The sequence below is a fragment of the Candidatus Reidiella endopervernicosa genome, assembly GCF_013343005.1.
Classification (GTDB): Bacteria; Pseudomonadota; Gammaproteobacteria.
This window is the reverse complement of the sequence record NZ_CP054491.1, coordinates 3,226,424-3,242,189: the sequence shown is the minus strand read 5'-3', so window position 1 is coordinate 3,242,189 and position 15,766 is coordinate 3,226,424. Positions and strand designations below refer to the sequence as shown.

General features: G+C 58.0%; 18 protein-coding genes. 10 read left to right on the top strand and 8 right to left on the bottom strand.

The annotated features are described in order from the left end of the window. Positions 1-64 precede the first annotated feature (64 nt). The 5 genes from HUE57_RS17585 to HUE57_RS17565 all read left to right on the top strand — a co-directional run bounded on the left by HUE57_RS17585 (position 65) and on the right by HUE57_RS17565 (position 4,042). On the top strand, positions 65-727 hold the full coding sequence (locus HUE57_RS17585) for a protein-L-isoaspartate O-methyltransferase family protein (protein ID WP_078484671.1): 663 nt from the start codon (positions 65-67) through the stop codon (positions 725-727). Positions 728-733: 6 nt separating this feature from the next. After that, a complete protein-coding gene (locus tag HUE57_RS17580) occupies positions 734-1,054 on the top strand; it encodes a rhodanese-like domain-containing protein (protein ID WP_078484672.1) in 321 nt (106 codons plus the stop codon). A 22-nt stretch (positions 1,055-1,076) separates the two neighbouring features. Then, positions 1,077-2,387, top strand: coding sequence for a TolC family outer membrane protein (locus HUE57_RS17575; protein ID WP_135622439.1), 1,311 nt, complete (start codon positions 1,077-1,079; stop codon positions 2,385-2,387). 26 nt (positions 2,388-2,413) lie between these two features. Further along, entirely contained in the window at positions 2,414-2,944 is a 531-nt protein-coding gene (locus HUE57_RS17570) for a hemerythrin domain-containing protein (RefSeq protein WP_078484673.1), read from the top strand. 666 nt (positions 2,945-3,610) lie between these two features. Then, positions 3,611-4,042 carry a hypothetical protein gene (locus HUE57_RS17565; RefSeq protein ID WP_174673626.1) on the top strand — a complete coding sequence of 144 codons (432 nt, stop codon included), beginning with the start codon at positions 3,611-3,613 and terminating at the stop codon, positions 4,040-4,042. A gap of 504 nt (positions 4,043-4,546) precedes the next feature. On the opposite strand, the gene waaA is transcribed toward HUE57_RS17565, so the two are convergent. The 3 genes from waaA to hldE are packed head-to-tail and all read right to left on the bottom strand — an operon-like array spanning position 4,547 to position 8,245. Then, positions 4,547-5,830 (bottom strand): lipid IV(A) 3-deoxy-D-manno-octulosonic acid transferase, encoded by a 1,284-nt coding sequence (gene waaA, locus HUE57_RS17560; RefSeq protein ID WP_078485004.1) that lies wholly within the window; start codon positions 5,828-5,830, stop codon positions 4,547-4,549. A gap of 24 nt (positions 5,831-5,854) precedes the next feature. Continuing rightward, positions 5,855-6,799: an ADP-glyceromanno-heptose 6-epimerase gene (gene rfaD, locus HUE57_RS17555; RefSeq protein WP_078485003.1), complete on the bottom strand. Its 945-nt coding sequence runs from the start codon at positions 6,797-6,799 to the stop codon at positions 5,855-5,857. A gap of 18 nt (positions 6,800-6,817) precedes the next feature. After that, a complete protein-coding gene (hldE, locus tag HUE57_RS17550; RefSeq protein WP_078485002.1) occupies positions 6,818-8,245 on the bottom strand; it encodes a bifunctional D-glycero-beta-D-manno-heptose-7-phosphate kinase/D-glycero-beta-D-manno-heptose 1-phosphate adenylyltransferase HldE in 1,428 nt (475 codons plus the stop codon). A 130-nt stretch (positions 8,246-8,375) separates the two neighbouring features. On the opposite strand from hldE, the gene lpxL reads away from it, so the two are divergent. Genes lpxL through HUE57_RS17530 form a run of 4 tightly spaced genes read left to right on the top strand, consistent with a single transcriptional unit; the run spans position 8,376 to position 11,838 of the window. Next, positions 8,376-9,296, top strand: a complete 921-nt coding sequence (gene lpxL, locus HUE57_RS17545) for an LpxL/LpxP family Kdo(2)-lipid IV(A) lauroyl/palmitoleoyl acyltransferase (RefSeq protein ID WP_078485001.1) — start codon at positions 8,376-8,378, stop codon at positions 9,294-9,296. Continuing rightward, a complete protein-coding gene (locus tag HUE57_RS17540; protein ID WP_174673625.1) occupies positions 9,286-10,680 on the top strand; it encodes a glycosyltransferase family 39 protein in 1,395 nt (464 codons plus the stop codon). Before lpxL ends, HUE57_RS17540 begins: the two co-directional genes overlap by 11 nt. Beyond that, positions 10,629-10,787: a hypothetical protein gene (locus HUE57_RS17535; protein ID WP_174673624.1), complete on the top strand. Its 159-nt coding sequence runs from the start codon at positions 10,629-10,631 to the stop codon at positions 10,785-10,787. Before HUE57_RS17540 ends, HUE57_RS17535 begins: the two co-directional genes overlap by 52 nt. Positions 10,788-10,791: 4 nt before the next feature. Continuing rightward, a complete protein-coding gene (locus tag HUE57_RS17530) occupies positions 10,792-11,838 on the top strand; it encodes a glycosyltransferase family 9 protein (protein ID WP_174673623.1) in 1,047 nt (348 codons plus the stop codon). 189 nt (positions 11,839-12,027) lie between these two features. On the opposite strand, the gene HUE57_RS20530 is transcribed toward HUE57_RS17530, so the two are convergent. Further along, a complete protein-coding gene (locus tag HUE57_RS20530; RefSeq protein WP_420885700.1) occupies positions 12,028-12,252 on the bottom strand; it encodes a hypothetical protein in 225 nt (74 codons plus the stop codon). 282 nt (positions 12,253-12,534) lie between these two features. Between HUE57_RS20530 and HUE57_RS17520 the strand changes: the two genes are divergently transcribed. Beyond that, complete coding sequence (locus tag HUE57_RS17520) at positions 12,535-12,840, top strand: glycosyltransferase family 9 protein (protein ID WP_272902048.1); 306 nt, start codon at positions 12,535-12,537, stop codon at positions 12,838-12,840. 91 nt (positions 12,841-12,931) lie between these two features. On the opposite strand, the gene HUE57_RS17515 is transcribed toward HUE57_RS17520, so the two are convergent. The 4 genes from HUE57_RS17515 to HUE57_RS17500 form a co-directional block, all read right to left on the bottom strand. After that, the gene (locus HUE57_RS17515) at positions 12,932-13,492 is read right to left on the bottom strand and encodes a hypothetical protein (protein WP_078485057.1); all 561 of its coding nucleotides are present in this window, start codon (positions 13,490-13,492) and stop codon (positions 12,932-12,934) included. Positions 13,493-13,628: 136 nt separating this feature from the next. Continuing rightward, a complete protein-coding gene (locus HUE57_RS17510; protein WP_078485056.1) occupies positions 13,629-14,450 on the bottom strand; it encodes a glycosyltransferase family 2 protein in 822 nt (273 codons plus the stop codon). A gap of 101 nt (positions 14,451-14,551) precedes the next feature. Next, positions 14,552-15,217 carry a hypothetical protein gene (locus HUE57_RS17505; protein WP_078485055.1) on the bottom strand — a complete coding sequence of 222 codons (666 nt, stop codon included), beginning with the start codon at positions 15,215-15,217 and terminating at the stop codon, positions 14,552-14,554. Positions 15,218-15,424: 207 nt separating this feature from the next. Beyond that, positions 15,425-15,667, bottom strand: coding sequence for a hypothetical protein (locus HUE57_RS17500; protein WP_078485054.1), 243 nt, complete (start codon positions 15,665-15,667; stop codon positions 15,425-15,427). Between the last annotated feature and the right edge of the window lie 99 nt (positions 15,668-15,766).

Sequence of the window (15,766 nt, the reverse complement as noted above, 5' to 3'; positions counted from 1 at the left end):
CAGCCCGGCAAACGGCTTACCCTTTTGCGCTCAGAATTATTGCATATCGGTGTGGGAGAGAAGCATGAGCGAGAATCAGTTCCAGCAGGCCCGTTTTAATATGATCGAACAGCAGGTTCGGCCATGGGATGTGCTCGATCAGCGTGTGCTCAATGTGATGAGCGACACTCCTCGCGAGGACTACGTTCCGCAGCAGCATCGCAATCTGGCATTTGCCGATATCGAGATCCCGCTGGCCCACGGTGAGCGCATGATGCCGCCACGGGTCGAGGGGCGCATGCTGCAGGCGCTCAATGTTCAGCCCGATGATGTGGCGCTGGAGATCGGTACCGGCAGCGGCTTTGTCACCGCAATGCTCTCAACACTCTGCAAGGCGGTCTACACCGTTGAGATCCACGCCGACATGCTCGAGGCGGCACGTGTAACCCTCGAGGCGAGCGGTGTACGCAACGTCTCCTACGCCGTGGGTGACGCCTCGCAGGGGTGGCCAGAGAAGGGACCCTACGATGTGATCGCCATCAGCGGTTCGATGCCTGAACTGCCCGACTCCTTTAAGCAGAGCCTCACGGTTGGTGGGCGTCTGTTTGCCATTGTCGGTGAGGCGCCCGCGATGCAGGCACAGCTGATCATCCGTACCGGCGAGAAAGATTGGACGACTGAAGTGCTGTTCGAGACCGATCTCCAGGCGCTGCAGAATACCGACAAGCGGGCCGATTTCGTCTTCTAACGCCCCGTGCGCAACCTTACCCCCGCCGAGCTCAACAGTTACCTTGAGCAGGCAGAAGAGCCACCGCTGCTACTCGATGTACGAGAGCCGTGGGAGTTTGAGACCTGTGCGATTGAAGGTTCGATGCTGGTGCCGATGCGCCGCATCCCCACCGCCAGTGAAGCGCTCGATCCCAACCGGGAGATCGTGGTGGTCTGTCACCACGGAATCCGCAGTCGCCAGGTCGCGAGTTACCTTGAAAGTGTCGGTTTCGACCGCATGATAAATCTTTCCGGTGGCGTGGCCGCCTGGGCCCGCGACGTTGACCCTGAAATGCCCACATACTGATAGTAGATATCTAGGACGAGTAATGATGAACAGTTTTGCAAAGAAGTTGGCATTGACGCTGCTCTTTACCCCGTTGGCCGCCTCTGCCGAGAACCTGATGGAGGTCTACCATCAGGCGCAGCAGAGCGATCCAACCTTCAAGGCGGCCGAGGCCACCTACCGCGCCGCGCAGGAGGCGAAGCCGCAGAGCCAGGCGCTACTGCTGCCGAATATCTCCTTCAGTGTCGATGCGGGCGCTAACCGAGTTAATCAGTATGAGCCGAGCAGCGGTGAGGCGAGTTACGGCAGCGTCGGTTATGGGCTGAGTCTCAGTCAGCCGATCTATCACAGTGACTACAACGCGCAGCTGCGTCAGGCCGACGCCACTGTGTTGCAGGCCGAGGCAACGCTCGCCGCTGAGCAGCAGGCACTGCTGCTACGTGTTGCCGAGAGCTACTTTGGTGTACTTGCGGCACACGACGCACTGAAGTTTGCTCGCGCTGAGAAGGGGGCAATCGCCCGCCAGCTCGAGCAGGCGAAAAAACGTTTTGAGGTCGGTCTGATCGCGATCACCGATGTGCATGAGGCGCAGGCCGCCTTCGATCTGGCCGTCTCGCAGGAGATCGATGCACAAAACGGATTGACCAATAGCTACGAGGCGCTCAGTGAGGTCACAGGCGTGAGCACGCAGAACCTGAGTCTGCTCGGTGAGCAGATGCAACTACTCAACCCCTCGCCAGAGGATATCGAGGCGTGGGCCGAGGCGGCGCTGAAAGATAACCTGACCCTGAAGGCAGTTCGTCACGGACTTGAGACGGCGCGCGAGGAGGTCACCCGTCAGCGCGCTGGCCACGCACCGACCCTCGACCTGGTCGGTAGCCACAGCTACAGCAAGGCCGATGGCGGCATTACCAGTGAGTCGGAGCGCAACACCACCTCACTGATGCTGCAGCTTAACGTACCGATCTACTCCGGCGGCGCGGTCAACTCGCGCACCCGTGAGGCAGAAGAGAACTACACCGCCGCCAAGCAGAACGTGGAGGCTCAGCGTCGTTCAGTACTGCGCCAGACCCGTGATGCCTATCGCGGCGTCGATTCGAGCATCAGTAAGGTGAATGCGCTCAAGCAGGCACTGGTCTCGACCGGCAGCGCGCTGGAGGCGACCGAGGCCGGCTTTGAGGTCGGCACCCGTACCATCGTCGATGTGCTCAACGCACAGAGCGAACAGCACCGCGCACGTAACAACTACGCCAATGCGCGCTACGACTACATCCTCAATACCCTGCGTCTGAAACAGGCCGCAGGCCGCCTCGAGCCAAACGATCTGGAACAGATCAACGCCTGGCTCAACTAGCCGAACAATTAAGAAGTAGATAAAAGATGAGTGAACTCTTCCCCGAGCAGGCCCCCGATTTTACCGATCCACTGGGGCTGCTACGCGCCTGCCACGAGCGTGTGCTCGCCTCCTGCACACTGCTTGAGGCGGTCAACCAGCAGCTGCAGTCCGATGCCCTCGATGACGACGGGGTGAAGGCGGCGACCCAGGTGCAGCGTTACTTCTCCACTGCCGCCAAACTGCACCACCAGGATGAGGAGCAGGATCTCTTCCCGCTCTTGGTACGCACCTCGCTGAAAATCGCGCAGATCATCCATGACCTGAAACAGGACCATCAGAAGATCGATGGGTTCTGGGCGGAGCTTGAGCCGCAGCTGAAGCGTCCACGTTCCATTGAAGATAAGCAGGCCTTCGCCGAAGTGGTTGAGCAGTTTGTCAGTCTCAACCGGGCGCACGTGGCGCGTGAGAATGAGGAGTTGCTGGCGGTGGCGGAGCATCTGATTAGTGATAAGGAACAGAAGCGTCTTGGAGCTGCAATGGCGAAGAGGCGTGGGGTTACTATTTATCTGAAGTAGGTTTTTGTGTCGCTGGCGCGACGTGTTTTAAAGCGGGTTCGCGCACCCGCGCGGCATGGTACTTTTGATTCGGCAAAAGTACCCAAAACCATCACCCTGCAGCACTTACGGGTGCCCTCCACTTCTCATATTTCAGGCGCGAGCAGAACTCGCTACGCTCAGACAGCTGCTCGCTTAACCCTGAAACCGCTCCGATGCTCGGTGCTGCAGAAGGGGAAGTCAAAACCATCCTTGATTTGAGCTTGTTCGCCATAGACCTGTTTTCATCGTGCATCATGCGTGGCTGAGAATAATTAGATAAGTTGATGTTCTTGTAGCGATGTGCGAATCAATGGAGCCGCGGCTCACAACAGAATAGGATTAAATAGAAAATCTTTTCACCACAATAATAAAGGAATTGGTTGCATGAAAATCATAGGGATAGATTCTGATTCTTATCTGGTCTACGAGGGAAATAGCACCTGGGGCATGCTGTATGGCCAACTCCGGAAGTAATCCCTGCTGATATAGTTGAGGAATCATCAGACGATTTGTCACCGACAAACAACAATGATTTGCTAATGATCCCATTCATCTTCATTGATGAAGGCTATGATCCATCAAGCAGGATAAGAAAAGGTCGGATATTTGAAAAACAGAGTCTCGTCCTGAACAATGGATAGTTAAATGCATCCAGCTATACCGGGTGAATCACGGCAGCTGAATGCTAAAGGTGTTATTGCTAAACAGTTAGTATCATTTCGGCAGTTCAACTTTCATCCAAAACTCAAACGAATGGGAGTTGATCAACCACTCATAACCTTGGGTTCAAATACACAGTTTACGATCTGGTCAGTTATAGATATAGAAACCTCTATATCCGGTGAAACCATCCTGTTTCTAAAGCACGTAAAACCATTGGTGTGCTACCAAAGGTTAATTACGAGGTCAATTGATAGCAAATTTCATCCTCAGATCAAGGATAAGCTAGGCCGTCTGACGGATGATATTTACAAAGCGGGCCGGGATTCTATTGTAGACCGTTCAAGAGAAGCGGCTTGCGCGATTGTAAACGCTTATATGCTTAAGCAAGGCTACATCGAAAAGATAAAGATTTAGGTCAATTAGCTAGACCGCTCAGAGAAAAAGCTGAAAACGCATTGCATCAAACTGCGTAGAGTCTCTTGCTTTGCTCCATAGTCGTACAAAGCACGCAGAACAACAAAACAAATCACTTCGCTATGTAACTGAGGCAGACGCAGAATATGCGGTGCAGTCAGTTGCAATTGTTATAGCTGAGCTAGGGTGGAAAATCTAATGTGTATTTCGAAGGGTTGAGATGGATTTCGGGGCGGTATACATATTACCTGTGCTCGTCGGTTTTGACTTTTCCCCTTCTACATCACCGAGCATCGGAGTAATTTCAGGGGTATGCGAGCAGCCTGTCTGAGCGAGCGGAGCGAGTGAGTTCTGCTCGCGCCTGAAATTATGAGAAGCGGAGGGCACCCGCAGGGTGATGTGGCGGGTGATGGTTTTGGGTACTTTTGCCGAATCAAAAGTACCACGCCGCGCGGGTGCGCGAACCCGCATTAGAATGACGTCGCGACAGCGACACAACCCCAACTACCGTTGCGTCTGCCGCCGCTCCAGCTGCTCTTCGATGAGCTGTATCAATTTCTGCAACGCACCACGATTCTCATCGATTACCGTCTTGCCGATGGCGCCAACCGCTTCACGTTGATTGGCATCCTCCAGCCAGTCGAGTACTACCGCGACCAGCTCATCACCATTCTTTACCTGACGGCTGGCACCGCGGGTTAGCAGCAGCTGGCTGATCTCTTCAAAGTTAAAGACGTGTGGCCCGGTGACCACGGGTACGCCGAGTGCGGCCGCTTCGAGTGGGTTGTGGCCGCCGTGGGGTATCAGGCTGCCGCCGACAAAGGCGACGTCTGAGGCGGCGTAGAAGAGTGGCAGCTCGCCCATCGTATCGCCGATAAAGACATCGGTCTCGTGCGGACAGGCGCGGTGTTCGCTACGCAGGCAGACACGGTAGCCGGTCTGGCTGGCCAGCTCGGCCGCGCGTGAAAAACGCTCCGGGTGACGTGGCACCAGTACCAATAATAGATTGGGTTGCACCTTGCGCATCTTGGCAAAGGCGTCGAGCACCATCTCATCTTCGCGCTCATGCGTGCTGGCGGCGATCCAGACAGGACGGTCGGTGCCGAGGTTGCGACGCATCACCTCGGCCTGCTCCTGCAGGCTGGCGGGGAGTTTGATGTCGAACTTGATGCTGCCGGTTACCTGGGTGCTGCGAATCGGCATACCGAGGGTGGCGAAGCGTGAGGCGTCGCGTTTGCCCTGCGCGGCGAGCAGGGTGACCTTGCCCAGCGTCTCCTTGGTGAGCTTCTCAAAGGTGCTGTAGCCCTTGGCAGAGCGCTCCGAGAGGCGTGCATTGGCGATGATGGTGGGGATGTTGTAACGCTCGCAGTAGTGGAACAGGTTGGGCCAGATCTCGGTCTCCATAATCACCGCCAACCGTGGGCGGGTGGTGAGCAGAAAACGTTTGACCGCTGCCGGTAGGTCGTAGGGAGCGTAGACGTGGAACACATCGGTGCCAAACATCTCACGCACCCGGCGTGAACCGGTGGGCGTGGTGGTGGTGACGATCATCGGCAGCTCGGGGTGACGCTCGAGCAGGGTGCGAATCATTGGCGCTGCCGCCTGCATCTCACCCACCGAGACGGCGTGGATCCAGATGCCGCCGCGCTGCTGTGGAGGAGGGAAGTGGCCGAAACGCTCACCCCAGCGCAGCCGGTAGTCGGGTGCCTTGAGGCTGCGCCACAGCAGCTTGAGCAGCACCAGCGGCGTCAGCAGGTAGAGCAGGGCGCTATAAAGGTTACGATGCATGGGGTCGGATCGAAGCGCTGAGCCTTAGCGGTCGAGCCACTCCATGTAGGCGTGCACACCCTCGGCAACGGTCTTGAAGGGTTTGTCGTAACCGATCTCACGCAGTACTGAAATATCCGCCTCGGTGAAGCTCTGGTAACGCCCCTTGAGATGCTCGGGGAAGGGGATGTATTCGAGCGTGCCGCGCTGGTGGTAGTCGATCACCGCGTTGGCGACATCGTTGAACGACTGTGAGCGCCCGGTGCCGACATTGAAGATGCCCGACTTGTCGGGGTTGTCGAGGAACCAGAGGTTCACATCGACCGCATCACCGACATAGATAAAGTCGCGACGCTGTTCGCCGTTGCCGTAGCCGTCACAACCCTCGAAGAGTTTGACCTGATCACCCTCGCCAAGCTGGTTGCGCAGGTGGAAGGCGACCGATGACATGGTGCCCTTGTGCTGTTCGCGCGGGCCGTAGACGTTGAAGTAGCGGAAGCCGGCGATCTGGCAGGTCGCCTCCGGCAGCACGCGGCGCACATACTGGTCGAAGAGGAACTTGGAGTAGCCGTAGACGTTGAGCGGTGCCTCGTGCTCGCGCTGCTCGCTGAAGACGCTGCCGTCGCCGTAGACCGAGGCGGAGGAGGCGTAGATGAACTGCGCGCCGTGGTCGAGGCAGAAGTGCAGCAGTGCCTTGGAGTACTCGTAGTTGTTATCCATGATGTAGCACCCATCCCACTCGGTGGTGGAGGAGCAGGCGCCCTCGTGGAAGATCGCATCGATCGGTGCGCCGAAGTCGACCTTGTCGAGGATGTTGACCAGGAAATCCTCCTTGGCCATGTAGTCCTCGATCTCGCAGTCGACCAGGTTCTTGAACTTGACGCCGTTTTTCAGGTTGTCGATCACCAGGATGTCGGTGCGACCCCGCGCGTTGAGCGCCTTGACGATATTGCTGCCGATAAAGCCGGCACCGCCGGTTACGATAATCACTTTGCTATCTCTCCTGAACTATTCGCCTGAGCGAATGGTATCGATGATGGTGGTGGTGGAGTGGCCATCCTTGAAGGTGAGGATGGTGACCTCGCCGCCGTTGTTGCGTACACAGGTTCCACCGGCGACCTCATCGGCCGTGTAGTCACCGCCCTTGACCAGCAGGTCGGGCAGCACGTTGCAAATCAGCCGCTCCGGGGTCTCCTCGCCAAAGGGTACGACCCAGTCGACGCTCTCCAGCGCGGCCAGCACCGCCATGCGGTGATCGAGATTGTTGATCGGGCGGTTCTCGCCCTTGAGGCGGCTCACCGAGGCATCATCGTTGACCGCCACGATCAGGTGGTCGCCGAGATTGCGCGCCTGCTCCAGATAGTCGACATGGCCGGGGTGAAGGATGTCGAAACAGCCGTTGGTCATCACCACCGTTTCATTATGGGCGCGCGCATCCTCGACCAGCTCGAGTAGCTGTGCCTCGGTGACCACACCGTGGCCAGAGGCGTGCAGCATGTGCAGTGCACGGCGTAGCTCGGGAACGGTGATGGTGGCCGCGCCGAGTTTGCCAACTACCAGACCTGCGCCGGTATTGGCCAGTGAGGTGGCATCGGGCATCGGGTGGCCAGCGGCGAGCGAGGCGGCGAGCAGTGAGATGACGGTGTCGCCCGCGCCGGTCACATCAAAGACCTCGCGTGCCACGGTGGGCAGATGGAGTGGCGCTTCATCGGCACGTAGCAGGCTCATACCGTGTTCGCCACGGGTGACCAGCAGCGCCTCGAGATCGATCCGTTTGCGTAGCGCCTCGCCGTTGGTAACCACACTCTCATTATCGGGACTGCTGCCAGCAACCTCCTCAAACTCGCTGAAGTTGGGGGTGATCAGTGTTGCGCCGCGATAGATGGTGAAGTCGCTGCCCTTGGGGTCGACCAGTACCGGCTTGCCGGCGGCACGTGCGGTCTCAATCAGCGTCAGTGAGTTATCGAGCGTGCCCTTGCCGTAGTCGGAGAGCAGCACCACGTCACAGCTCTCCAATGCGTTGCTGAAACGCTCCAGCAGGCGGTCGCCATTCAACCCTTTGAAATCATCCTCGAAGTCGAGGCGGATCAGCTGCTGATGACGGCTCAGTACACGCAGCTTGGTGATGGTGGCGTGGCCGGCGATACGCTCGAACTGACACTCGACCCCCGCCGCCTCGAGCTGTACCTGCAGCGCGTCGGCCTGCTCATCCTCGCCGGTCAGGCCGAGCAGGGTGACCTGCGCGCCGAGCGCGGCGATGTTAAGGGCTACGTTACCGGCACCGCCGGGGCGCTGCTCCTCCTCCTTAACGTGGACCACGGGGACCGGTGCCTCAGGTGAAATCCGTGAGGTGCCGCCGTGCCAGTAACGATCGAGCATCAGGTCACCGATGACCAGTACTCGGGCATTTTCAAATCTTGGAATTTGGACGCGCATAGGCAGGAACGTGTTGATTTACCGCTTCTATTTATTGGGGCGAATCATATCACAGCTCCGTTACGCTCGGTCTGTCACCGCCGCCTGCGACAAAGTAGAATGGCGCCACCATGAATCACCTGATTAAAACATGAGCGGACAGCCCCCCTTTCCGGCAAAAAGCTTTCTGGCACCGCGCTACTGGCTCACCTGGCTGACGCTGGCGCTGCTCTGGTGTGCGGCGCGTGCCCCTCACCCAATTCGCCTCAGGCTCGGTCGTGGGCTGGGCCACTTTATGCGTCTGGTGATGCTGGTGCGTCGTCACATCGTTGAGACCAATCTGCGGCTCTGTTTCCCCGATATGCGCGGTGCAGACCGAACCCGGTTGGTGAGGAAAAACTTCGAGTCACTCGGCATGACCATGATCGAGACGGCGATGAGCTGGTGGCTCTCCGATGAGGCGCTGCGTGGCATGGCGAGTGTCGAGGGAGTGGAGCATCTGCAGGATGCGGTCGAGGCGGGGCAGGGAGTCATCCTGCTCAGCGCCCACTTCACCACCCTGGAGATCGGTGGACGTCTGCTGGTGCCGCACGCCCATTTCCATGTGATGTATCGCGAACATAAAAACCCGCTCTTCGAAGAGGTGATGCGCCGCGCCCGCGAGCGTAGTTTCGACAAGGCGATCAAGCGCGAAGATATTCGTGGCATGCTGCGCAGCCTCAAACAGGGCAAGCCGGTCTGGTACGCCCCCGACCAGAACTACGGCCGCGAACACAGTGTCTTTATCCCCTTCTTCGATTTCCCGACCGCTGCCACGATCACCGCCACCTCACGTCTGGCAAAGATGAGTGGTGCGCAGGTGGTCCCCTTCTTCCAGCGTCGACTCGATGATGGACGTTACCGTCTCACCATTCTGCCACCACTGGAGGGCTTCCCCGGCGAGGATGGCGCGGCCGATGCGCTGCGTATCAATCGCCTGATCGAGGCGCAGATCAAAACTATGCCGGAGCAGTACCTCTGGGCTCACCGCCGCTTCAAGACCCGTCCCGAGGGAGAGTCCGGTGTCTACTGAGCCGTCGCCACGCTGGGATAGTTGGGGCCTCTTCACCCGCGTGGTGGGGCTCTACCTGCTGCTGCACATCGTGCTGCGCATGAGCCTCTCCTCGACCATGCTGATCGACGACGCCGAGCAGGCACTCTTCATCCAGTCGCTGGCGTGGGGTTACGGTATCGGCCAGCCACCGCTCTATACCTGGCTCGCCTGGATCTTCTCGATGTTCTTCGGCCCCGGTCTGCTGGCGCTGACGATGCTCAAGTACACGCTGCTCTTCGCCACCTTCGGCTACCTCTTCGCCGCCTCACGCCGCCTCTTCAATGATGACCGTCTGGCGTTGCTGGCGCCGCTCTCGCTACTGCTGATCTCCCCCTTCGCCTGGCGCGCCCACGAGGGCTTTACCCACACCATGCTGCTGGCGCTCGCCTGCGCCGCCAGTTACCACGCGCTGCTGCGGCTGCGCGATGAGGACTCGGCGCGTCACTACATCCTCTTCGGCATGTGGCTGGCGGTTGGTGCGCTGTCGAAGTACAGCTTCCCGCTCTTCGCCCTGCCGTTGATCGGCGCTGCGTTGCTGGTGGCGGAGTATCGGCAGCGGCTGCTCGACCGGCGCATCTTCGCTTCGATCGCGATCATGGTGGTGCTCACGCTACCCCACTTCAGCTGGCTCTACGAGAACCTCGACCAGCTGCAGCGCTACTACGCCAGCACGGTGCAGGCGCAGAGTGAACTGGGTTGGTTCGAGGGGATCGGCAGCGGGCTCTATAACCTCGGCAAGGCGAGCCTCTACTACCTCGTTCCCTTTGTGCTGATCGTGCCGCTGCTCTTCCCGCGTGCGCTCTGGCCGCAAGGGAGCTCGACCAATCCCGAGCAGCGGCTGCTCGGCTGGTTCCTGCTGATCGCCTACGGTTTTCTGCTGCTGCATATCCTCGGTGGTGCGACCTATTTCAAGGCGCGCTGGATGCACCCGGTGCTGCTGCTCTTCCCACTCTGGTTCTTCATGCGGGTTGAGGTGGCCGGTGTCGATCGTCGCGCCCTGAGAGCCTATGGGGTGATTATGGTGGTGTTGACGCTGTTTGTAGTCGCGGTGCGGATCGCGCAGATGCACCTCTTCCCCGACTACCAGCGCTACGAGCGTATCCAGATCCCGATGGTTGCGTTGAGCAAGCAGGTGCTGAAGTCGGGCTTCGAGAAGGGGACGGTAGTCGCCAGTAATAACTTTATTGCTGCCCATCTGCTCGTACAGTTCACCAAGGCACGCATGATCTCGCTCAACACCCCTACTTCCAGCCAACCCACCGCAGGCGGGGCGACTGCCTGCTGGTGTGGAAGGATAGCGGCAGGGGCGGCATGCCGAAGAAGATGCGCGACTTCCTCGGCAGTGAGCTGGGTGTCGCGCTGAGCGTCAATGAGCCGCGAGTGCGCCACGTGATGAACTACTTCGGCAGCGACAAGCGCTACGCCATCGCCTACACCATGATCAGAAAGGGGCGCGGCGGCTGCCGCTAGTACCATGGCTATCGATCTGAGCACAAAAAAGATACGCCGCATCCTCGTTATCAAGTGGAGCGCGATGGGCGATGTGGTGATCGCCACCACCGTGATCGAGGATCTGCGCCGCGCCTTCCCCGAGGCGCAGATCGATCTCAACACCCTGCCGCCGTGGCAGCGGCTCTTCGAGGGCGACGAGCGCTTTGGTCGCGTCTTCACCGTTGATCTGCGCGGCAAGCAGCGCGGCCTGCGCGGCAAGCTGCAGTGGCTGCGTGAGGTGCGTGCTGGAAAATATGATCTGGTCGTAGACCTGCAGGCCTCCGATCACACCCGCATCATGCTCAGCATGCTCTGGCTCAGCGGTCGTCAGATTCCCTGGCGTATCGGCAACAATCGCCAGTTCCCCTACAACATCCAGCCCGAAGAGCTGGAGAAGCCGGTGCACGTGATCCGCCAGATGCGCAGTGCACTCAACAGCGGTGGCATCCCGACCGAGACCACCCATCCGGTGCTGCATGTGGCCGAGAAGAATCGCAGTAATGCCAAACAGATCATGCAAGACCACGGACTGAAACAGGGCGGCTACGCGCTGTTCATGCCGGGCTGCCAGGCGGCGGGTTATCTCAAACGCTGGGGCGCCGAGCGCTACGCCGAACTGAGTAAGCTGCTGGCTGAAAAGGGCATCTCAAAATCACTCATCATCGGCGGACCCGACGAGATGGGTGAGTGCGAAAAACTTGCAGCACTTGCCCCCGAGACCACCATCAACCTCTGCGGCAAGACCGAGATCATCGATATCGTGCCGCTCACCGAGGGGGCGCGTTTTGTCGTCGCCAACGACACCGGCACGGCTCATGTTGCTGCGGCTGCTAATCGTCCGATGTTAATTGTTTGCGGTCCCACTAATCCGGTGCGGGTGGTTCCTGTCGGTGAACAGGTCGAGGCGATCGAGCTCGATCTGGAGTGCATGTACTGCTACTGCAAGCATGAGTGTGACCATCATAGTTGTATGGTGGGGATTACGCCTGAGATGGTTTTGGATCGGTTGGGTTTGATGGGTGTTTGTTGAAGCATGAGCTTCATCAGAGCGGGTATGTTGGTGCTTACGGGTGATCACGTTGGAAACGTTTCATGGCGGCGTCGTAAATCTTTTTCGCTCACGCTTACCAACTGAAAGAACGATAACTGTCACAATCTCTTCATCAACAGAGTAGACAAGACGGAAGCCGGAGTTGCTCTGTTTGATCTTGTACAATTCTCAGCCCGGATAGTTTTGTCTAGGACGAACAGGTGTCTCAAGCACCTCTTCGGTTTCTTTTGAAAATCTTCTGGATGCTGTTATCGAGCTTTTCCCACCGTTTAGTGCTTGTGGGTGGAATTTGAGTTCATAGGTCATCCAGATTGACGCTGACAGCTGTGTCGATGCTCTCCATGCGCTCCTTGGCGTTGCGGCTAATTCAATATCGTCCAGGCGTTCGATCATGCCTTCAAACAGCTCGGCTGGGACGCAGTAGAACTCAGGCGTATTGCGATTGAGCACGGCAACGGGGAACCATTACCAGCCTTCACAAAACTGCTTGATTTTCTTAAGCTCAGTAATCGAACCAAACGTGTCGGCAAATACAGAACGTGGCATGATAAAACCTCCTAAGAGACCTTTAAATGGTCTTTAATAGGTCTGATAATAGCATGCTGTGGTGGGCTGTAAAGGCTGCTTGGACATACAAGGAACCGGAGTCAATTTTGACTCCGGTTCCTTGATCCTATCAACCTCTGCGGCAAGACCGAGATCATCGATATCGTGCCGCTCACCGAGGGGGCGCGTTTTGTCGTCGCCAACGACACCGGCACGGCTCATGTTGCTGCGGCTGCTAATCGTCCGATGTTAATTGTTTGCGGTCCCACTAATCCGGTGCGGGTGGTTCCTGTCGGTGAACAGGTCGAGGCGATCGAGCTCGATCTGGAGTGCATGTACTGCTACTGCAAGCATGAGTGTGACCATCATAGTTGTATGGTGGGGATTACGCCGGAGATGGTTTTGGATAGGTTGGGTTTGATGGGGGTTGTCTGAGTTGTGTCGCTAACGCGACACAAACGACACAACCAATAAAAAAAGCCCCCACCCAACCGGATGGAGGCTTCTCAACAAAACTAACGACTAATTACCGAGCAGCGGGCGCTGTAGGTGCTACCGGACCACGATAACCATATGGCCCCATCATTGGACCACGGTTGCCATAAGGCCCCATCATCATCGGACCACGATTGCCGTAAGGCCCCATCATTACAGGACCACGATTACCGTAGGGCCCCATCATCATCGGTCCACGGTTACCACCGTAGGGTCCCATCATCGGGCCACGGCTGAAGGTGGGGCGCTGCTGGTTGTAGAGGGCCATCATCTGCTGCTGGCGGGTGCGCATTGCATCGCGCATCTCACGCATGCGTTTCATCTGCTCGTCGCGGTTGGGGCCGCCGCAGCTCTGCATGCTCTGATCCATCTGCGCATCGCTGCGGGCTTCCATACGTTTCTGCATCTCTTCCTGATGCTTCTGCATGTATTCCATACGCGCTTCGGGCGCCATGGTCTGCATCTTCTCGCGGTGTGCGGTGCGCTCCTCCTCGCTCATCAGGGGTTCGCTCATCGGTGCCGGGTTCATTGCGTTGGCGGTGAAGGTGACGGCGCAGAGTGATAGCGCCGCTACAAGGGCCTTGTTCAACATGACGTCTCTCCTTGAGAGTGGTTAGGAAGTTATTCCGACCAAGTGTAGACCGATTGGTGGCGCTTCGATAGGGCGTTTTGAAATGTCGACTTTGGGGCTGGGTTACTGGGGTTTTGGGATCGATTTAACGAGGTGCTCAGACGGTTTTTCGTCCCTTCTCGCGCAGCGCCACGGTGCTGGGTGCCCCCTTCGGTAGCAGTGAGTCGCCATGTTTTTCGAACTGGTAGTGCTCGTAGAGGTTGGCGTACTTGAGGAAGACGTAGAAGGTGGCGATAACCGAGCCGATGAAGCCAGCCCAGCCGTTGAGGAAGCTGCGTTTGAAGAGGTAGCTGCGAACAAAGAAGAAGGGTGGGTAGAAGACCATCATCCACGGATTACCCTTGCGCCCCTTGGCAACCTTGTCGGCGACCAGCCCCTGGGCGTAGCTATTGATCTTCGACACCTTGGTGTGGATGTCGATCTCGCCGAAGTGGTAGAAGGGGTGTTTGAGACGTCCCAGCTCGCCCTCGACCTTGGGGGCGGCGTGGATCGGGATGTCATCGAGACCGCCGTTGCGTTTGTCGAACAGGCGCAGGAAGTGGTTCATGCGGTTTTTGGTGGTGCGCATACGCCAGAAGAGCTGCTCCTGACGGGCGATGGTGTAGCCAGCCTTGCTTGGTCCCTCGGCCATCAGCGCCTGGATCTCCGCCTGCAGTTCGGGGCAGGGGGCCTCGTCGGCATCGAGCAGTAGTACCCAGTTGTGGCTGGTCATCTCCAGCGCCAGCTGTTTCTGTGGGCCGTAGCCCATGAACTTGTGCTGTGCGGTCTTGCAGCCGTACTGCTCTGCGATCGCCATCGTCTCATCGGTGCTGAATGAGTCGAGCACCACGATCTCATCGGCCCACTTCACGCTCTCCAGGGTGAAGGGGAGGGTGTGTGCGTTGTTGAAGGTGGTGATGAATACCGAGAGCTTTTCCATGGCGATCTTCCCGTTGATGAAGTCGCCATTATAGCGGCAGTCGTGCGGCTGATGCGCACTCCGCAATAAAACGGTGGGCGCCGCAAAGGTACGCAGTGCCCCTAGCTCGGCAGGTTCTCGTCGAGGAACTCTTTGTAGTGCTCGGCACTGACCAGCTGGGTGCCGTCGCAGTTGAACTGCATGCGCACCAGGTCCTGCACGATGCAGATCGCAGTGCTGCGAAGGTAGTAGTCGGGCATGTCGCGCATCACCTTGATGGTGGAGAGGATCGAGACGATCTCCTCCTCTTCCATCGGCTCCCAGGTGCGGCTGCGCTTCTCGGAGATGCTCTTCCAGTGGGTGGGCAGCAGATCAAACAGGCCGCTGTGGCGCAGACACTTGTAGAGGGTACGCATCCCCTCGATCTTCTCGGCATAGCTGAGTTTTGGGAAGTGGCGGTCGAGGTAGGCGCTGTCGAGTAGCTTCTCTGCCTCATGAGTCTCTTCACGCAGCGGATCGAAGACCGAGGAGATGCGCACCTCGGAGCTATTAAAGCCGAGGTAGAGGCGGTAGGTTCCGCGACGCAGTAGCAGCTCTTCGAGCTGCGGCCGTAGCTGCTCGAAGATCTCATCCATGCGACTTGGATATTTCTGGCGATAGAGCGCGGTCTCGCGCATCGAGGGGTCGCCCTTGATGCCGATCTGCAGGTTAGCCGTATTGAGACCGGTGGCGCTGACGATACTCTCCTTGAGTACCAGCTCCTCCAGCTCTGTGTCGCGGTCCGTCATGGTTGGTAAGTCCGGGTCAGTTCGAGCGAAAGATTATGGGAGAGATATTACCGTGGCGTTACAGCCACGGATAGCGGTTTGTTGGCTTTGAATGAGTCAACAAGATTGTTCAAGGATTGGTGCGCGGTAATTAGCCGCCGCCTGGCGGCATGGGAGGAAGCCTGCGTTGCAGGCGTGTCGAGCGAGGAGCTATTAATGCCTGAGTTATCAGCTATCCCCGCCACCGATATCGCCACCACAGCCGATGTCGGAGAGGGTGATGCCTGCGGCCGCCATGCTGCTATCGTCACGCAGATTTTTCGACGAGTAACCCAGGGTGCTGATTAAGAGATAGAGGAAGGCGCTCACCGCGAGCAGCGGCAAGATGATGCCATCCAGGCTCGAGGTGCTCAGCAGGTTGCTGTTAACTGCAGCCAGTAGGCCGACAACAATGGCAATTATCCGTTTCATGGCAGCATCTCCTACTCGATTGTTTTGGCTAATCCCCTCGGTTTTGTTGGGCCATTGCTGGCGTATAGGTGCTATACTCAAATTTAATTGTGAGCTCGT